Origin of the sequence: Edaphobacter aggregans DSM 19364 (assembly GCF_000745965.1) — a bacterium.
GTDB classification, from domain to species: Bacteria; Acidobacteriota; Terriglobia; order Terriglobales; family Acidobacteriaceae; genus Edaphobacter; species Edaphobacter aggregans.
Window position 1 is genome coordinate 1 of sequence record NZ_JQKI01000097.1, and the last position, 18,348, is coordinate 18,348.

Here is an 18,348-nt window from a genome sequence, read left to right on the forward strand (position 1 = left end):
TCCCCCTCGCGCAGTCCAGCTGAGATGAATTGGGTGGCCAACAGAGACTTGCCGGTTCCCGAAGAACCGGCCACCAACAGGCTGTCCCCTTCCGGAATGCCTCCGCCCATCATTTCATCGAGCTTCGCAATTCCGGTGGACAGGCGTCTCCTATCGGGTGCCTTTCTCCTATTTCCGGTCAAGCCAAGCGTTCGAGAGAAGGCTTGTAAGCCGGCATTGGTGATGCGGAAGGTATGCATGCCGGGTACCGACAGCTGGCCTCGCAGCTTCATTGCTTGAAATTTTCGTACTACCGAGTTCCTCTCTATTTGTTGGTAAAGCCAAAATAGGCCGTCGGCAACCGTGAAAACGGGATTGTCGATTAATTCCGCGTCGCTGTACTCACCTATCAGAAAGGTCGTTGCCTCCCAACTGGTGAGAAGTAGGGCAAGCTCCTGTACGAACGTCTGTACCTCAACTTCCCGGTCACCGCGGTGCTCGTGACGAAGTACCGTGCGGAAAGAGTCCACCACAACAATGCCCGCGTTCGTGCTTTGCACCAATTTCGTGATCTCCTTTAACACCCCCTGCAGCCCACGCTCAACCAATTCCTGACTGAGATTCACGAAGCGGACGGCACCGTTCAATTTTGTCGCGTCGAAAAAGCTGTACTGCTGCTGGTATCGCAGCATCTTAAGGGCGGGTTCGCCGAGGACCGTGAAGTAAAGGGCCGGTCTATCCACCGTAGCATTCGCGAACACAAACTGATGTGCCAACGTGGTTTTCCCGCATCCCGGTGCGCCCGCGATGATATTGAACGATAATTCCGGAAATCCGCCTCCCAAAATTTCATCAAGGCCTGGAACCCCGGAAGGGAGCTTATTAAGCTGTACTTTGTTGTGCTGGTTCATTTCGATTCATCCCTTGGAGAACTTAATTCGAGAGCGGGAACATCGGGCCAGATGTCGGTCAAAAGCCACATCGTTACGACTTCGCCAATGAAGGTAACGAGAAGGTTGAGCAGGTATGCAACCAAGACGGAATGTGCTGTCGCAGTCTCACTGGAGAGACCTTCCATCGAACCATCCGGTCTGATTTGAACAACGCGAAGGGCGGGCGCTTCCCGCTTGGCCAATGTTAGAGCTCGTGAAAGGACAGAGGTGAATCCCGCAGTTCCCGTTAAGGTGGTGAGCGGACGGCGCAACTTTTCACAAACGCGGCACGTTGCGTGCGCATCATCCTTAGAACTGTTCTGCGCGGCGGCTTCGAATGCTACAAGCCGCTCCGCAAGTTGTTTTATGTTGGAACTGACTCCAAGTTGATTCATCATCTCCTGTCGGACAGCCTTCTAGACGCCACCTGAACTTCTCTCTATTCATTTTCACTCATGTTGACGAGAGGGCTAATGAATCTGTATGCAGCATAGGCAGATCACGATGGATTCGAGTTTAAGAGAAGGGCGAACCGATCTTTCGACAATCCAGGAGCAGATGCTCCATAGGTTGAGGTGCGCCGAAAAAAAACCCTTGGAATATACGACGATCGAGCGCGGAGCAACTCATATCGGAGTCGCGACCGATCATGTTGTGGAGTCGTTTCGGAATGATCTGTATCCCGGTTACAAGACCAGCGAAGGTGTGCCTCAGGAGTTGCTCTCGCAGTTCCCCATTCTCGAGGAAGCGCTGGAAGCACTCGGAGTGATGGTGTGGCCGATGGTCCACTATGAGGCGGATGATGCGCTCGCCTCCGCCGCCGGTAAAGCATCGCAAGATGACAGTGTGAAGCAGGTAATCATTTGTACGCCCGACAAAGATCTCAGTCAGTGCGTTGTCGGCACGCGAGTCGTTCAACTGGACCGACGGCGCGACATTTTGCGCGATGAAGCGGGGGTTGTAGCCAAATTCGGCGTAAGTCCACAATCGATTCCGGACTACCTGGCCCTAGTCGGCGACCCTGCAGATGGCTTCCCCGGTCTGTCCCGATGGGGCGAAAAAGCTGCGGCTCTCACCTTATCTCAGTACCCGCACCTCGAAGACATTCCGAAAGGAGTGGCGAGCGTGGCATCCGTCAATACGGAGGGCCCGCCCACTGTCCGAATCACTGTTCAATGCCTGGAACGACGCCCTCTTGTTTCGCACGCTCGCGACCTTGCGGCTGGATGGTCCCGTCTTTGATTCGATTCAGGATCTTCGTTGGATAGGGTCGCGTCCCAACTTTGAGGAATACTGCGATCGACTAAAGTTACCTGATCTGGTCCGTCGCGCTGCGTTGGCAAGATCGGGTAAATCTCACGGCAAATAGGTTGAGAGTCGTCCAGTGATCCGCGCTCTTCGGACACATGGAATTGACGTGACGGCCATGCACAATCACATGCTATTTGAGCAGCCCCATCTTTATTTCATGCACTTTTGGGCGAACGACGATGCGGTGAAGCTGGCACATGGACTTCGCGCCGCTCTCGATGTGACGAACTCACAGAAACCTCAGCTCAAATGAGTTCAAAAACGATGAATCAGGTCACTCAGTCCGTAGAGACACAGGAGGCACGCCTCTCGCGCTTTGTTCTCTGCTCATGCACACGATCGCTGCAGTTCAAGCGAAGGCGTTGGCAGCGAATAACGGCCGCGATTGCGAGGTGGTTGCATTACAGGAGCTTTCCTGATCAGGGTTGCTTCCGGTTCAAGATTTGTCCGATTGAGACCCTGCATCGCTCGATTGAACCAGATGCTGCTGTAATCGATCTCGAAACCGGATTGAATCCGCATGTTGGCGTCGAGAACGTCAAAATGCCCCTAAGGTCACTTATTTATTCTGACGACTGGATTTAGGGCCACGAACAGTTGTTTGGCTTTGGAAACAGGGTCTCAATGCCTTTTTGAGCGCAGGTTGTCTAAAAACGTCCTTGACATATTCTCTTCCTCCCGTATAAATTGCGGGTCGCAAATTAATTCCGTTAAAGCCGTTCGAGAATTCCATCTCGAATGATGCGGATGAGGACCCCGATGACCATAGCGCGGAAACTTCTCTCTCGTCTGACCGTTAGCTGGATCACGATTGCCATCTTGTCTTTGTCGGGTTTGGTTGGAACCGAAAGGGTCGCAGCGCAGAACCTTTACGGAACTCTTACGGGCAATGTCACCGATCAGACTGGCGCGGCGATTGTTGGAGCGTCTGTGACGGTGGTCAATACCTTAACGGGATTTCAGCGCACTGGCGCGACGAACGGCGACGGGATCTTTCTCTTTCAAGATCTGCAGCAGGGCGTTTATACAGTCACGGTCACGGCTCCCTCGTATGCGGACCTGAAGATCGACGGCATACATGTTGAGCCGAATCAGATCGTTCGGCAGAACGCACAACTGAATGTCGGGACGGTGTCGCAGGAACTACAGGTTACGACGGCGATGCCTGTTCTTCAGACCGATAAGGCCGACGTCAATGCTGAGATTAACCCGGTGCAGCTTGCGGAGTTGCCTACGACGAGCAGTTACGGCCGGAATTTTCAATCACTTTATAAATTTGTCCCAGGATTTACGCCGCCAGCTGAGCAGAACTCAACCGGCGGTAACCCGATGCGCGCGCAGGCGAGCAATGCGAATGGTGTTTCGTGGGCGGCTAACTCGACCCGAGTCGACGGAGCGACGGTCTCGTATCCATGGCTTCCTTACCTGATCGCCTATGTTCCGCCACAGGACGCCATTCAAAGCGTGAACGTGGTGACGAACAGTTTCACGGCCGACCAGGGAACGGCGGGCGGGGCTTCGATTAACGTGACCATCAAGTCGGGCACGAATAAGTTTCATGGCACGGCGTTTGAGTACAACAGTATCAATCAGTACAACGCAAGGAACTACTATCAATCGACGACGACCCTTCGGGTAAGGCCAAAGAATATCTATAACGAGTTTGGAGGCTCGATCGGCGGTCCGATTTTCAGAGATAAGTTGTTCTTCTTCTTTGACGCTGACCGCATTACCCGTGTCCAAGGGACGAGCGGCTTCCAAACGATTCCGACGCCGCAACTGATCAATGGCGACTTTACGGGCTACCTGGCAGGAACCACTCAGGCACAAATCTATGATCCCCGGACGGGACAGACGACGCTTCTGTCAGGAAATGGAGGGACGGTTAGAGCCCAAACAGGCGTAGGCAGGGCAAGTTTTGCGACGCAAGATCCCTCAGGCCGAATGATCATCCCGGCATCGAGGATCAGTGCGGCTGCCAAGAAAATGCTGTCGCTTCTGCCGGCCCCAAACAATTGCGTGAACAACTGCTATTCGTCGATCGCGAACAACTATGTCGGATCGGCAGCTTCGTCTTACACAATGACAAAGTACGACACGAAGATTAATTACAACCCGAATGAGAAGAACACAATCTTTGGGCGATACAGCATTGCGCCGTATGCGATCAACGATCCGCCGGCACTTGGCGCTGCGAATGGGTCGCCTTTTGACGGTGGCAATCCTGGGGCATTGGAGGGAAGGATTCAGAACGTCGGGCTGGGGTTAACGCATCTCTTCGCGCAAAATCTTCTTCTGACGGTGAACGCGGGATATGCACGGCAGCGAATCGGCGGGCAGGGCCCGGACTTTGGAACGAACTACGGCCTCGATACGCTGGGGATCCCGGGAACAAACGGGCCTGACATCGAGCAGAGCGGTCAACCTGGATTTGTGTTTTCGGCTGCGGCAGCGTCGGGGTTCGGTGGAGGCGCTTCTTCGAGCGGATCAGCTGCTTTTTCGTCGATTGGGAACCAAAACACGGCCAGCCCGTTTAAGTTTCGTGACAACCAGTACGTTGAGAACATCAACCTAGTGTGGAATAAGGGACGTCACAGCTTTGCCTTCGGCGCGGAGCACACGCATTCGGCGATCAACCACTTTCAGCCGCAGGGATCGAATGTAGCGACACCGCGAGGTGGCTTCCAGTTCACGGGCGGCCTCACGACGATTGGCGGAACGACACCGACAATCTTCAATCAGCTTGCGGATTTTCTGCTTGGCCTTCCACAGACATTCGGCAAAGCCGTGCAGGTTTTGAATCCTAACGCAGTGCGATGGTCGACCTTTGCCGGGTATGCGCAGGACCAATGGCAGTTCTCGCCGAAACTGACCCTCACGTTGGGAGCGCGGTACGAGTATTATCCGTTTGCAACTCGCGACCATGAGGGTGTCTTCCGATTCGATCCCACGTTGGGAAGGACGAACAATGTGGTGATTGGAGGGAAGGGAGGCAACCCGACGGATACAGGCGAGGAAATAGGGTGGGGCATGATCGTTCCCCGTCTTGGAGTGGCATATCGGGCAACCCAACATACGGTGCTGCGAGCGGGATTCGGCATCACGGTTGATCCGGACAACTTCCGGCGTTTTCGCGAGACCTATGGCGCGGTGACGAATGTAAATTCGTCGGGCGCGAATGGATATACGGCGAACGATTGCCTCCTTGCGGCGGATGCTGCCAACAGTGTCACAGGATGTGGTACGGGGACGGGCACAGTTCCGGGAACACAGATTGTGGGGATTCCCAATATTCCAGCGCCGGATTACAGTACGGGGTTCCTTACACTTCCATCGAACGTCTCAACGGAGACGGTGCCAAAGAAGTTCAGGCGGGGATACATCGAGTCGTGGAATGCGGCGGTGCAACAGGACCTGATGGCGGGATTCAATCTGAATCTGACGTATGTGGGAACGCAAGCGGTTCGCGCTATTACTTCGTTGAACATCAATGCCGCGCCTCCGGGAGGAGGCACGACGGGCCGCCTGCTCTATACATCTGTGGGATCGACGTCGGACATTACCTCAAATCAGCCATTTCGAGGCGCAAGTTATCATAGCCTGCAGACGCAGTTGTCACGCCGTGTGGGACGAGGAGTGAATACGGCGCTGATTTATACGTGGTCACACGCCATCAACTACAACGACAACTCGACGTACAGCGGTCTGCTGTTCAACTATCTGACCTACTGGGACCGCAACAAGGGCACAGCAGGGTTCGATCGCACGAATAACCTGCAATGGTGGGTGGTTGCCCAGTCGCCGTTTGGCAAGAATGGACATTGGCTGACGACCGGATTTGCCGGGAAGGTTCTAGGCGACTGGGAACTGAATACTGCCCTGAGCAAACTGAGCGGCGTTCCCTTTACGGTAACGGACGCAACGACGGTGCTGAATGCGCCCGGAAACAGCCAGGTGGCGGACCTGGTCAAGCCAAATGTGATGATTGGCAAAACGTACCGCAGCGGTACCAACGCGGTAGGTAATCTTCCAGCTTACTTTGATACAACCGCGTTCGCTCCGGTGACTGGGGCGCCACGGTTCGGCACCTCCTCACGCAATATGCTGCGTGGGCCCGGCCTGTTCAACCTGGATGCCAGCATTGTCCGGGAGTTTGGAATATGGGGGGAGAGGCTGAAGTTGCAGCTTAGGGCAGAATCCTTCAACGTGACCAACACTCCAGCGTTCGCGAACCCGAATGCCAACATCTCCGGAGCGAACTTCGGCAAAGTTACGGCGCTGGCGGCAAATACTGGTGGACGAAGCGTGAACCTAAGCGGAAGAATCAATTTCTAACTCATAGCCGAGCGAGAAATACGGCTGTTCCAGAGAACGGGATGATGGGAGAGGAGAAGCGTAGACGAGCAGCCAGCTATCCTTTCTTCCGCGGCGCTAGAGATGGGACAACGCTCCCAAGGCGTGTCTGTGCCGTCCGGAGATTCGCGCCCGTAGATTACATTGAGGTAGTTCTCTTGATCCCCAGAAAGCAGCGGGTAAGCGTCTACTCTGATTGGTACCAAAGGTTATACTGCATCTTCGTTCTATCAAAGAACGAGCCAAGGCAGAAGTCAATCAATCTATGTACAAGGTCGTAACAAAGTCGCGAGGCAGAACGAAAGGGATCCAGCGCGTGGATCTCGCTTATGCGGTACGCGCCTCGAGTGAAGTAGCGCGTGACATCAACCGTGATGTCGTGCTTGAGTTCATTCGTACCAAGCAGCCGATCTCGAGAGCCGACCTGTCGCGGCTTTCCGGTTTGCGGCCGAGCACGATCTCTGCAATCGTGGAGCAGCTGCTGGATGAAAAGTGGATCAGCGAGGGCCCGGCAGCACGTCTTCCGAGGGGAAGACGTCCTACGCTTTTATCGCTCAATCCCGATATGGTGATTCTGGTTTCGGACATCCGACCAAACCAGGTGATCATCGCAGTCGTTGACCTGAATGGTCGATTCCTTTCGCGTGAGACCCTGCCTCTGATCAAGGATCCCGCTCGCGGAGTCGAAAACATTGTCGCTGCGATGAAGAGGATGATCGCGAACTACCCTGACCGGTCGTTCGAGGGGATCGGACTCAGCCTGCCGGGACGAGTTGATCCGGCCACTCAGCGACTGATCCTTGCTCCGAATCTTTCCTGGTCTGACTATGACATTAAGGGTGCGATCGAACGAAAGATTCCGCTGCAGATAGAGATGGATAACGCTGCGAACGCTTGCTTGCTCTCGGAGCTGTGGTTTGGTCACATGGATGGTGTTCGCGAGGCCGTACTAGTCACGATCTCGGAAGGGGTCGGTTCCGCGATCTTGGCGAACGGTCATCTGGTGAAGGGGAAGTCAGGCCTTGCGGGGGAGTTCGGTCATGTTCCGATCGACCCGCAGGGACCGCGATGCGGCTGCGGAAGGCGCGGCTGTTGGGAGGTATTTGCGTCATCGCGGGCAGCCATTAATTTTTATGCTGACAGTGTGCCCGGTGCGCCGCGTCCGACCATCATGGAATTGCTTAACCTTGCGGAGGACGGCGATGAAAAAGCGATTACGGCCCTGAATCGGCAAGCCGCGTACCTGGGGCAGGGGCTCAGCATCATTGCATCGGTATTGTCCCCGGAGATGATTCTTCTGACGGGAGGCTTAACGACGTCGTGGAAGCGGTTTGGCCCGATCGTGGAAAAAGAACTAGCCAAGAACATGCTCGTCGGAGAGGCCCCGCGAATTTCTGTTATGACCGATGTTGAATCAGATCGCCTCCGAGGCGCCGCAGCTCTCGTGTTACAGCGCCACTCTGGCTCGAACCGGCAGTCGGCGAATGGAGCTAGACCCAAGAGGACTTAGCCTTCCTGAAACTTTCTGTGGCAGGACACCGTAGTTAATCGCGGCAAAGTGTGGAAGTTCGCTATCCAGGGAAATGCGGAGTGGACCGGCAGTCTGCGGGGCCCTTTAAAGGAGAGCTTGTGGCGAATCGACAGAACCTCACGTCGTCAATTCAGGAGGACGTTGTAGTGGGTGGTGAATCGGACGTTTCGCCGATGCGGTGGGTGGTATGTTTTCTGCTTTTTCTTGCTACGACGATTAACTACATGGACCGCTCGGTCTTCTCTCTAATTGAACCAGTGCTGCATACCGTTCCCTTCATGGGATGGAATCCGGCAGCCGACAGATTTCACCAGGCAGCCTTCGATAATAATTTTGGCAATATCGTCATCTCCTTTCAGATCGCTTATGGCATTGGTTTACTTACCGCCGGACGGATGATCGATCGACTGGGCACCAGGCGAGGATACGCACTGGCGATTCTTATCTGGGGAGCGGCGTCGATGTCTCACTCGTTGGTAACTTCGGTGGCCGGCTTCTTTGTTGCACGTGTCTGTCTAGGTTTGGGGGAGGCGGGCAATTTTCCGGCGGCTATCAAAGCTACCTCGGAGTGGTTTCCGACCGAAGAACGTGCGCTCGCGACGGGTCTGTTCAATTCAGGCGCAAATTTTTCGTATTTCGTAGCGCCGTTGCTGGTGGCGACAGTCACAGCACGGTGGGGGTGGAGATACGCCTTTGTTGCCACTGGTTCGATGGGAATGATATGGCTGGTCCTATGGCTGTTGTTTCCCTACAACAGACTGAGACGGAGCTACAGTACGGTAACGCAGGCACGTCTGGCTCTTCCGTCAGAGAAGCAAAGTTATCTCTCCCTGTTGGGCAATCGAGGGGCCTGGGCATTTGCGGTGGGGAAGGGACTAACGGACGGAGTCTGGTGGTTTTATCTCTTCTACCTCCCACAGTTTCTTAACCGCAATTATGGGCTCGAGTTGCGCGCACAGTACTGGTTTCTGGTGACCGTGTACCTGGTATCGTCCGTCGGTTCCATACTCGGCGGGGGGCTTTCTGGTGTGCTGATGAAGCGCGGATTCTCGATCAACGCTGGCCGTAAGCTTGCGATGCTGACGATGGCGATCTGCGTCTTGCCGATCGTCTTCGTACCGCATCTTGGTCAGATGTTTCCCAGGAATCCGTGGCCTGCGACGTTGTTGTTGGCGCTGGCGGCCGCCGCTCATCAGGGTTGGTCGGCAAACCTCTTTTCCACTACTGGTGATATGTTTCCGAGCACTGCCGTTTCGACGGTGGTAGGGTTTGGAGGCGCCATGGGGGCGGCTGGAGGCGCGATCTTTACTGCGATCATCAAGCAAACTTTTTCAATGCATCCGCTGTTTGTCTTCGGCCTGTCGAGCATGGTCTATCTGGCGGCGCTCGGCATCATGCATCTGCTGGTTCCGAGGCTGGGAGTGCGAGCGGATGCCGTGTGAGGCCTTCATTACCATTCAGTGAGGGTGCCATCGATTTTGCGGGCAACTGGAAGATAGGCGCGCTGGTATGGATATTTTGCTGCGAGCTTCTCGTCAATGTCCACGCCAAGTCCAGGGCCTTCGCCGGGGTGTAAATAACCGGCGTTGAAGGTGTATTGGTGCGGGAAGACCTCGTCAGTGAGAGCAGTGTGCGGCATGTGCTCCTGGATTCCAAAGTTGTGAATCGCAAGTCCGAAATGAAGCGCTGCGGCCATGGTGACGGGTGACAGGTCGGTGGCACCATGAAATCCGGTCCGCACCTGGTAGATCGCTGCAAAGTCGGCAGCCTTTTTGAGCGCGGTGATGCCGCCGCCGTGAACAATGGTCATCCGGAGGTAATCGATCCATTGGTTTCGGATAAGATCGTGTGCGTCCCAGAAGGAGTTGAAGACTTCGCCCGTCGCTATGGGTGTCGTGGTGTGTTCGCGTATGACACGGAACGCGTCTGAATTCTCCGCTGGTGTGGGATCCTCCATCCAGAAGAGATGAAACGGCTCCAGTTCCTTGCCGAGCCGAGCTGCTTCGATGGGCGTAAGGCGATGGTGAACATCGTGGAGGAGATGCAGGTCCTCTCCGCAGGCACTGCGAACTGCCTGGAAGAGCTTTGGAACGAAGTTGAGATAACGTTCGCTGGACCACAGGCTCTCGCTTGGAAGTCCTCGCTCTGCGGGTTCATAAGGTTTGCCGCCTTTGGGGACGCCATAGCTTGAGGCGACACCGGGCACTCCGCTTTGTGCACGGACAGCGAGATATCCGAGGTCAACGTGCTTCTGTACGCTGTCGACTGCTTCGGCGATATCGGTTCCGTTGGCATGGGCATACACGAGGACACCTTCTCTGCTCTTGCCCCCCAGCAGGTTGTAAAGCGGAGTGTTGAACGCCTTTGCCTTGATATCCCAGAGAGCGACGTCGACTGCCGCGATGGCGCTCATGGTCACAGGGCCCCGACGCCAATAGGCTCCTCGATAGAGATATTGCCAGATGTCCTCGACCTGAAAGGGGTCGCGTCCGATGAGACAGGGAATTACATGCTCGGTGAGATAGGAGGCAACGGCAAGTTCGCGGCCATTAAGAGTTGCATCGCCAAGTCCGTAGATGCCTTCGTCCGTTTCTATTTTGAGGGTGACGAAGTTGCGGTCCGGGGAACAGACGATAAGGTATGCGCCTTTGATCTTCATTAGGGTCCTATTGATTGACGCCGCTGGCCATCATACCGCCGTCGACCGTGATGATTTGGCCGGTTGTGAAACTGGTTTCACGGCTGGCGAGGTAGACGGCAGTGGTAACCAACTCGGAGGTCTCTCCAAAACGGCCCATCGGGGTGCGCAGGAGCAACTCCTGTCCGCGCTGGCTGTCAATGATTTTGCTGTTGAGGAGAGTAGGAAAGATCCCGGGAGCGATGGCGTTGACGGTCACCCCAAGGCGGGACCACTCGACAGCAAGTGAACGAGTGAGCGAAGCCACAGCTGCTTTACTGGCGCCGTAGGCTGCTACTTCCTGAAATGCAACGAAGCTGGATAGCGAAGCAATGTTGATGATGCGGCCGAATCGGCGCTTTAGCATCTCTTCACCAAAAATTTGACACGCTCGAAGCGTGCCCGTGAGGTTTACGTTGAATATCTGGTTCCAAAGCTCCTCATCCATCTCTACGGTCGGGACTCTACGTGTGATGCCAGCTGAATTAATCAGAATGTCGACGGTCCCGAATGACGCCAGAGTGCGGTCACGTAAGGCTACGAGCGAGTCGCGGTCGCAAACGTCGCTGGCAACTCTCAGGCTGGCAACGCCAAGAGATTCGATCTCATCTGCGATGGCATCCACCATCTCGCGGGAGCGGGAGGATGCCGCAACATCGGCGCCTGCGCGTGCCAGACCGAGTGCCAATGCTCTTCCGATGCCGGAGGTGCCACCAATCACTACGGCTTTCATTCCTGTAAGGTTCACAGAGGCGTTCCTAACGTTGACTTCCAGTCAGAGTAGAGTACGTGGTGGCGTTTTCGAAGACGTCGAGAGCAATAATCCTGCAGCCAAATTAATGGCAAGATCGATTCATGCGTGAATGACGTAGGGTGCACGTTGCGGCCGACTCAGCCGGCGATTGGCGTCATCATCATTCTTGAATTTCTCCTTGACGGGATCCCAACGAAGGCGACGGCCGGTCTTCATCGCGATGTGGTGGAGGAGGCAGGTGGAGCAGGCGCGATGTCCGACTTCGGCGGGCGCGATCGGTTCCTTGCGTGACCGTATGCAGTCCAGCCAGTTCCCGTGCTGGTCGTCACTGTAGTAAAGATGAACCTCGTTGGGGCCGATGACGCTATCCAGAATCTTAGGATCGCTTGCCACGAGGGGTTCAATCTTTGCCTTCTCCCCTGCCGCTGCAGTGGGCGAAGCCTGCTCATCCCGGCACACAAAGATCCATCCATGAGTGCCGTAGAACTTGATCCCGTTCTGAAACTCTCCGCTGATTGTCATGGTTATGCCGTTCTCGTAAACGGCATGAGTTTTGAATGGGCCGTGTACATCCCACAAGCCACTCTTTGGGAACTCAGCGGTGCCCCAGATCTCGATCGGACCGGTAAGCTCGGTGTTCATTCCCCAATGCGCCGTATCGACGTGATGAGCACCCCAGCCGGTGATCATTCCAGCGCCGAACTGCTCGCATCGTAGCCAGCCGGGGCGATCAAAACCCTTCGTCGGCATAACGCGATCGACCGTGTAGGGAACGACTGGCGTTGATCCGAGCCAGGCATCGTAGTTAAAGCCTGCAGGTACTGGCATAGGAGTCGGATCTCCGCCCGAGGGATCGCCTGGGAGTCCAATTTCTACATGCTTGATCTCTCCGATCCGGCCGTTACGAACCAATTCGCATGCGCGGCGGAACTGCTTCCAGGAGCGCTGTTGAGAGCCGATCTGCAGGATGCGTCCCGACTGTTTCACAGCATCGGCCATCGTTCGACCTTCGGAGATCGTGAGCGAAGCAGGCTTCTGCAGATAAACATCTTTGCCTGCGCGGACAGCGTCAACGGCAAGTATGGCGTGCTGATGGTCCGGAGTGGAGATGACGACGGCGTCGATATCCTTGTTCGCCAGCAGTTCGCGGTAGTCGTTAAAGCCTAAGGTCGCGTTATAAGTTTGCCCGGTCTTTTTGGCATAGACGCCGTTCACGAGAGTTTTGCCTGCGTCAACACGGTTCGGATCCAGGTCACAGACTGCGATGATGCGGGCCTGATCGTACTTCCAGATGCCGGGCAGGTCGTGGCCGCGTGAGATACGCCCAACTCCGATCGCGCCCACATTGATACGATTCGAAGGTGCGTTCTGACCGAAGACCGCTGCAGGGACAATTGTGGGGAAGCCGGCCGTCGCTGCTAAGGCCGCAGTACCCTTCAGGAAGTCGCGGCGGTTCTTGGTCTGAACGGTACGGGGCGGCGCGGCGGATGTCTCGCTCATTGAAGTCTCCTCAAACTGACAGGTTGCTCCGTAATTGCCAGGACACCCTGTCGCGATATACCAGCAACACTGCAGGTGTAACGTTCCGAAAATTTTCCCACAATTTTATTTCGGAGCACAACTAATTTTGTTGTGATCGATCTGATCTAGAGAACGCAGTATACCCCTAGAATTGTGTAGGAATGCGGTATTGGCAACAAACCGGATGAGCGAAAGAATACTTTTTGACAAGAAAGAAAGCCGAGAAGAGAATTCCGCAGGTTAGCCTTATAGGTGTTGAAACGTCCGAGAGATACAGGGAACCGGCAGGTGTACCGCCCATTTTGGATTACCTTTCGATGGAGCGGAATCGAGACGGGAACTCCTCTGGAGTCTCTGCCAGTTTTTCAACATATGCGGAAAGATCACAACAGCGCGACGTTGAACTCCGTTAAGTTGAACTCCGTTAAACAGCAGTCCGTAGAAGTACGCAGTTCGAACCCAGGGCACCCTGGGTTGGGTCGCCGCTACACCTGGTTGCTCCCCATCGTGTTTGTTACCTATAGTTTGGCGTACCTCGATCGAGCCAATTTCGGCTTTGGTGCGGCAGCCGGTATGGGCGAAACCCTCGGCATCAGTGAGAAACAGGTTTCGCTTCTTGGCAGCCTCTTCTTTCTGGGTTACTTTCTCTTTCAACTCCCTGCAGCCGCTTTGGCCCGGCGCGTCGGCGTGCGGCGTCTCATCACAGTTCTGCTGATGGCCTGGGGTGTCTGTGCGGCGCTCACGGGCGTACTTCGCAGTTTCTGGCTGCTCTGTATTGTTCGCGTTTCGCTTGGCGCGGCGGAAAGCATCATCTTCCCGGCCATGCTGCTTCTGCTAACCAATTGGTTTGTACGCTCGGAACGCGGCAGGGCCAATGGTTTGCTGATACTGGGAAATCCCGTCACTGTCCTCTGGATGTCGCTCATCACAGGCTACCTGGTTCAGCGTTTTGGCTGGCAGAGGACCTTCATCGTTGAGGGGCTGCCGGCTGTCCTCTGGGCAGGAGTCTGGTGGATCGTGGTTCGAGACAAACCGTTGCAGACACCGTGGATGCCGCGCACGGCAGCCGAATCCCTTGAAGAAGTTCTCGCTGCAGAGCAGGCCTCAGTGCCTCCAGTTGGCTCGGTGTTCGAAGCGTTACGTCGGCCCGATGTGATATTGCTTTGCGCGCAATACTTCTGTTGGAGCCTCGGAATCTACGGCTTCGTGCTTTGGCTGCCGGCGATCGTGCGTGAAGGTGCGTCCCTTTCGATGGGGCGAACAGGTATCCTCTCTGGCATTCCATATCTCGTGGCTATTGGCGCCATGTTGGCAATTTCCACAATTTCTGATCGAACAGGACGACGAGAGTCGTTGGTTTGGCCCAGTCTGCTTCTGGCGTCGCTAGCGCTTTTTGTCTCGTTTCTGCTAGCTGGAAAGAGCTTTTCGCTGGCGTTTGCCTCCATGATTGTCGGCGGCGCTGCCATGTACGCGCCCTACGGCCCGTTTTGGGCGATCATACCGGAGCGCATTCCGCGAGCCGCTGTTGGAGAGGTCATGGCGTTGATTAACAGCGCCGGCGCGCTGGGCGGATTTTCCGGAAGTTATCTTGTTGGCTGGACACGCGCGATCACTGGCAATTCCGGCGCGGGATTTTTGCTGATGGCGATCGCGTTGCTGTGCTCATCAGTGTTGCTATTACTAATGCCCAGGAGAAACCTGGCTGTGGCGAACTGCTCCGCAGTAGCAATGTCAGTTGGAGCGAAAGCAAGCGACGAACGGCATTAGGGAGTACCGCCGGCGTGTGGAGTTTAGAATGGGGGCAATAGCGTGAGCGGAAAGCGGCGAGCAACTCCGGACTTGAATGAAGTGCTCGAAAGCGAAATCGAGCTCTCCGGGACGCGCACACACGCCCCGGGGCCGGAAGGCAGCCTGCCTATCACTGCAGAGATGCTCTTACTCGAGCCCTCAGGCAATCTCTTTGGTCTTACCCAAAGCGCAGGCATGGGTTGGGAGCCGGAGCGGCTACTTGATCCCGAGTTCCTGATTCTAAGCACTCACGGCGGCGTGCGAGCGGCGGACGGAACGCCCATCGCGCTTGGCTTCCACACAGGTCATTGGGAAGTAGGTCTGTTGGTAAGTGAAGCTGCACGCGAGTTGCGCAACCTTCGCGCCGTTCCCTTTGCCGGCGCGTGCACGGATCCCTGCGACGGCAGGACGCAGGGGACGACGGGAATGCTTGATTCCTTGCCCTTTCGGAACGACGCGGCGATGGTGCTGCGACGGCTCATGCGATCGCTGCCTACCCGTAAAGGCGTGCTCGGTGTGGCTACCTGCGATAAGGGGCTGCCTGCAATGATGATGGCGCTGGCATCTTCGGGGCCCCTGCCCTCGGTACTCATTCCAGGCGGTGTCACGCTGCTGCCGGAATTAGGTGAAGACGCTGGTAAGGTGCAGACGATCGGCGCACGGTTTGCGCAGGGACAGATGTCGCTGGAAGAAGCAGCAGAGATGGGTTGCCGCGCTTGCGCATCGCCAGGCGGCGGCTGCCAGTTTCTCGGAACAGCGGCGACATCGCAGGTGGTTGGTGAAGCCCTTGGGCTTTCGTTGCCGCATAGCGCCTTAGCCCCTTCGGGGCAGGCTGTCTGGCTCGATGCCGCAACGCGCTCGGCGCGGGCAATGCTGCGATTGGTGCAGAAAGGCATCGGCACCCGGGATGTCCTGACCGACGCAGCGATACGCAACGCGATGGTTCTCCATGCAGCGTTTGGTGGTTCGACTAACCTGTTGCTCCACGTGCCTGCCATTGCGCACGCAGCAGGATTGCGGCGTCCTGGCCGCAACGATTGGGAGTCCGTCAATCGCGCAACGCCACGGCTGGTGGACGCGCTCCCAAATGGGCCGCAAAACTTCGCAACCGTTCAGGTGTTTCTTGCAGGCGGCGTTCCCGAGGTGATGCTGCACCTTGAGCGGCTTGGTTTGCTTGATACGAGCGTGCAAACAGTAACGGGGGCAACCCTTTCTGAAAATCTTCGTTGGTGGGAAACATCGAGGCGTCGACGGGCGCTGCGCGAGCGCCTCCGGGAACTCGACGGTATCGATCCCGACGACGTGATCTTGTCGCCGGAGCGTGCGCGGCAATGCGGACTGACATCGACAGTGTGCTTTCCTGGCGGAAACCTTGCGCCCGAAGGGGCGGTCATCAAAAGTACATCCATCGATCCAGCGCTGATCGATGCAGATCAGGTGTATCGCCATACGGGGCACGCGCGAGTGTTTGTACGCGAGGCGGACGCAATCGCAGCCATCAAAAGCGGCGGCATCTCCAAAGGAGATGTCATGGTATTGATCTGCGCGGGTCCAAAGGGCGCAGGAATGCAGGAGATCTACCAGATAACTTCGGCTCTCAAAAACCTGCCGTTCTGCAAGCATGTGGCAGTCCTCACGGACGCACGCTTCAGCGGCGTCTCTACCGGCGCGTGTGTGGGGCATATCTCGCCAGAAGCTCTGGCAGGTGGTCCGATTGGGAAACTTGTGGATGGCGACACAATCACTATTACCGTCGACCGCCGATCACTCATTGGAAGCGTCGACCTTACGGGGGAAGGCGAGCACCAGTTCGATCCAGCCGAAGGCGCGCGACGACTCACAGCTAGAAGTTCCCGGTGCGACCTGGCGCCGCACTCTGAATTACCTGCGGATACACGTTTGTGGGCTGCATTGGTGCAGGTGAGCGGCGGTGTTTGGGGTGGATGCGTGTACGACACCGACGCGATTTGTACCGCACTTGAGAAGAGCAACGCTTAGAAGTCTTTTTTGCATAACGCTGCAACGAAAGGTGGAAAGGGAACGTGAGGCTTTACAGGACAGACAAAGGATTCTTTGGAGAAGGACTCAACTGCTTCTGGCATGTGGAAGCAACGAGCTGGGACGAGCTGTTATGTGATGCAAATCTCCATGATCGTGTGCGGGCAGCACAACATGGCGAATCACTGAAGTCGCTGGGCGGCATGGCGTTGCTCAGCCCAGTGAGCGCGCAGGAGGTGTGGGCGGCTGGAGTAACGTACTTCCGCAGCCGCAGCGCGCGCATGGAGGAGTCCAAAGAAGCAGGTGGCGGCAGTTTCTACGACCACGTGTATGCGGCCGAACGCCCAGAACTGTTCTTCAAAGCATCCGGAAGGCGCGTTGTCGGTCCGTTTGGCGAGGTTCGTATCCGCAAGGACGCTTGCTGGTCAGTGCCAGAGCCGGAACTCACGCTGGCAATCCATTCGAGCGGCAAAATTCTCGGCTATACCATTGGAAATGATATGAGCTCACGAGACATCGAAGGAGAGAACCCGCTGTATCTCCCGCAAGCAAAGGTATACGACGGGAGCTGTGCCATAGGCCCTTGCTTGCTGCTCGAAAGTGGCGATTTGCCGAAGGATACGGCCATTCGCATTCAAATTGAACGCGGCGGTGCATCTGCCTATTTCGGGCAGACTACACTCGCGGAGTTGAAGCGTCCGGTGACAGAACTTGTGAGTTATCTGTTTCGCGAGAACAGTTTTCCTGAAGGTGCATTTCTGATGACAGGCACCGGAATCGTTCCGCATGACGCGTTCACGCTCATTGCGGGCGATCGCATCATCATCTCAATCGACAATATCGGAACACTGGAAAATCAAGTCGCGACGTAATCGCGATTTACTCCTGACGTCCCTCTTGGCCCAACAACGCGCCAAAGATGCGCACCTCCACCACCATCGCGATACGCTGTCAGCAGCCGCCGTGTCTGCCTGGTACTGAGTCCCAGAATTGCCGCGGCCGAAATCTCCGTGCGCCGCCGTGCCAAAACCTCAGAAAGAACCTCTATGCGTTGCAGCTCGCGTCCGCTCATCGTTACTAAGCCCAATCTCTTCCTCCCAAAGCTCACTTTCGGAAGGGTAGTTTGGACATTTCAACTTTGCAGAAACCGGACATTTCTATCCGGAGCTAATATGGCCGGGTGTTGGCAAAGTTGAAATGTCCTAATCTCTGCAAAGTAGAAATGTCCGTCGTCGTCGTGCGGGGGGAATGTGGTAATCCCGCAGGGATTTCCAAGGACTGTGGGAAGGGTGGGAGACCGGACAGCTTCATCGTCCGGTCTTCCATGCTTTCCATCAGGCCGTCATTTCCACCGCTTTCGGGCCCGGCGCGTTCGCCGGCAGCTCCGGTGGTCCGTAGATCTTCCGTCCTCGCTTACGATAGCCGTTTTTCTCACTGTTGGTCTTTACCTTCGGAGCATACTTGAGATCCTGTTGCGCTTTGATGATCGCCAACGCATGCCCGA

General features: G+C 56.0%; 13 protein-coding genes. 8 read left to right on the plus strand and 5 right to left on the minus strand.

What is annotated here, in order from left to right:
- On the minus strand, window positions 1–890 hold an 890-nt coding region (locus tag Q363_RS23790; RefSeq protein ID WP_035355699.1), incomplete at its 3' end, for an RAD55 family ATPase.
- Window positions 887–1,309 (minus strand): hypothetical protein, encoded by a 423-nt coding sequence (locus Q363_RS23795; RefSeq protein ID WP_035355701.1) that lies wholly within the window; start codon window positions 1,307–1,309, stop codon window positions 887–889. The genes Q363_RS23790 and Q363_RS23795, both read right to left, overlap by 4 nt.
- A 196-nt stretch (window positions 1,310–1,505) precedes the next feature.
- Here Q363_RS23795 and Q363_RS23800 point away from each other — a divergent pair, with 196 nt between their 5' ends.
- From Q363_RS23800 to Q363_RS23820, 5 genes are all read left to right on the plus strand, one after another.
- Entirely contained in the window at window positions 1,506–2,153 is a 648-nt protein-coding gene (locus Q363_RS23800) for a 5'-3' exonuclease (RefSeq protein WP_245632421.1), read from the plus strand.
- Window positions 2,154–2,295: 142 nt separating this feature from the next.
- Window positions 2,296–2,475 carry a DUF1259 domain-containing protein gene (locus Q363_RS38920; RefSeq protein WP_211256317.1) on the plus strand — a complete coding sequence of 60 codons (180 nt, stop codon included), beginning with the start codon at window positions 2,296–2,298 and terminating at the stop codon, window positions 2,473–2,475.
- 506 nt (window positions 2,476–2,981) lie between these two features.
- Window positions 2,982–6,557, plus strand: coding sequence for a TonB-dependent receptor (locus Q363_RS23810; RefSeq protein ID WP_051979221.1), 3,576 nt, complete (start codon window positions 2,982–2,984; stop codon window positions 6,555–6,557).
- A gap of 283 nt (window positions 6,558–6,840) precedes the next feature.
- Window positions 6,841–8,085: an ROK family transcriptional regulator gene (locus Q363_RS23815; protein WP_051979222.1), complete on the plus strand. Its 1,245-nt coding sequence runs from the start codon at window positions 6,841–6,843 to the stop codon at window positions 8,083–8,085.
- A gap of 119 nt (window positions 8,086–8,204) precedes the next feature.
- A complete protein-coding gene (locus Q363_RS23820) occupies window positions 8,205–9,548 on the plus strand; it encodes an MFS transporter (RefSeq protein WP_245632422.1) in 1,344 nt (447 codons plus the stop codon).
- An 8-nt stretch (window positions 9,549–9,556) separates the two neighbouring features.
- On the opposite strand, the gene manD is transcribed toward Q363_RS23820, so the two are convergent.
- The 3 genes from manD to Q363_RS23835 form a co-directional block, all read right to left on the minus strand.
- Window positions 9,557–10,765 carry a D-mannonate dehydratase ManD gene (gene manD / locus Q363_RS23825; RefSeq protein WP_035355705.1) on the minus strand — a complete coding sequence of 403 codons (1,209 nt, stop codon included), beginning with the start codon at window positions 10,763–10,765 and terminating at the stop codon, window positions 9,557–9,559.
- A gap of 7 nt (window positions 10,766–10,772) precedes the next feature.
- Entirely contained in the window at window positions 10,773–11,516 is a 744-nt protein-coding gene (locus Q363_RS23830; RefSeq protein WP_035355709.1) for an SDR family NAD(P)-dependent oxidoreductase, read from the minus strand.
- A gap of 120 nt (window positions 11,517–11,636) precedes the next feature.
- Window positions 11,637–13,037: a Gfo/Idh/MocA family protein gene (locus tag Q363_RS23835; protein ID WP_051979223.1), complete on the minus strand. Its 1,401-nt coding sequence runs from the start codon at window positions 13,035–13,037 to the stop codon at window positions 11,637–11,639.
- A 495-nt stretch (window positions 13,038–13,532) separates the two neighbouring features.
- On the opposite strand from Q363_RS23835, the gene Q363_RS23840 reads away from it, so the two are divergent.
- The 3 genes from Q363_RS23840 (at window position 13,533) to Q363_RS23850 (ending at window position 17,716) form a co-directional block, all read left to right on the plus strand.
- Window positions 13,533–14,825 (plus strand): MFS transporter, encoded by a 1,293-nt coding sequence (locus Q363_RS23840; protein WP_245632423.1) that lies wholly within the window; start codon window positions 13,533–13,535, stop codon window positions 14,823–14,825.
- An 81-nt stretch (window positions 14,826–14,906) separates the two neighbouring features.
- Window positions 14,907–16,844: a YjhG/YagF family D-xylonate dehydratase gene (locus tag Q363_RS23845; RefSeq protein ID WP_035355726.1), complete on the plus strand. Its 1,938-nt coding sequence runs from the start codon at window positions 14,907–14,909 to the stop codon at window positions 16,842–16,844.
- Between the two features lie 44 nt (window positions 16,845–16,888).
- Window positions 16,889–17,716 (plus strand): fumarylacetoacetate hydrolase family protein, encoded by an 828-nt coding sequence (locus Q363_RS23850; RefSeq protein ID WP_035355711.1) that lies wholly within the window; start codon window positions 16,889–16,891, stop codon window positions 17,714–17,716.
- Window positions 17,717–18,348: the final 632 nt, after the last annotated feature.

What these genes read in the sequence shown, in the direction of transcription:
- Q363_RS23795 (WP_035355701.1), bottom strand. Translation starts at nt 1,309, where the DNA reads ATGATGAATCAACTTGGAGTCAGTTCCAACATAAAACAACTTGCGGAG.
- Q363_RS23810 (WP_051979221.1), top strand. Translation starts at nt 2,982, where the DNA reads ATGACCATAGCGCGGAAACTTCTCTCTCGTCTGACCGTTAGCTGGATC.
- Q363_RS23815 (WP_051979222.1), top strand. Translation starts at nt 6,841, where the DNA reads ATGTACAAGGTCGTAACAAAGTCGCGAGGCAGAACGAAAGGGATCCAG.
- manD (WP_035355705.1), bottom strand. Translation starts at nt 10,765, where the DNA reads ATGAAGATCAAAGGCGCATACCTTATCGTCTGTTCCCCGGACCGCAAC.
- Q363_RS23830 (WP_035355709.1), bottom strand. Translation starts at nt 11,516, where the DNA reads ATGAAAGCCGTAGTGATTGGTGGCACCTCCGGCATCGGAAGAGCATTG.
- Q363_RS23835 (WP_051979223.1), bottom strand. Translation starts at nt 13,037, where the DNA reads ATGAGCGAGACATCCGCCGCGCCGCCCCGTACCGTTCAGACCAAGAAC.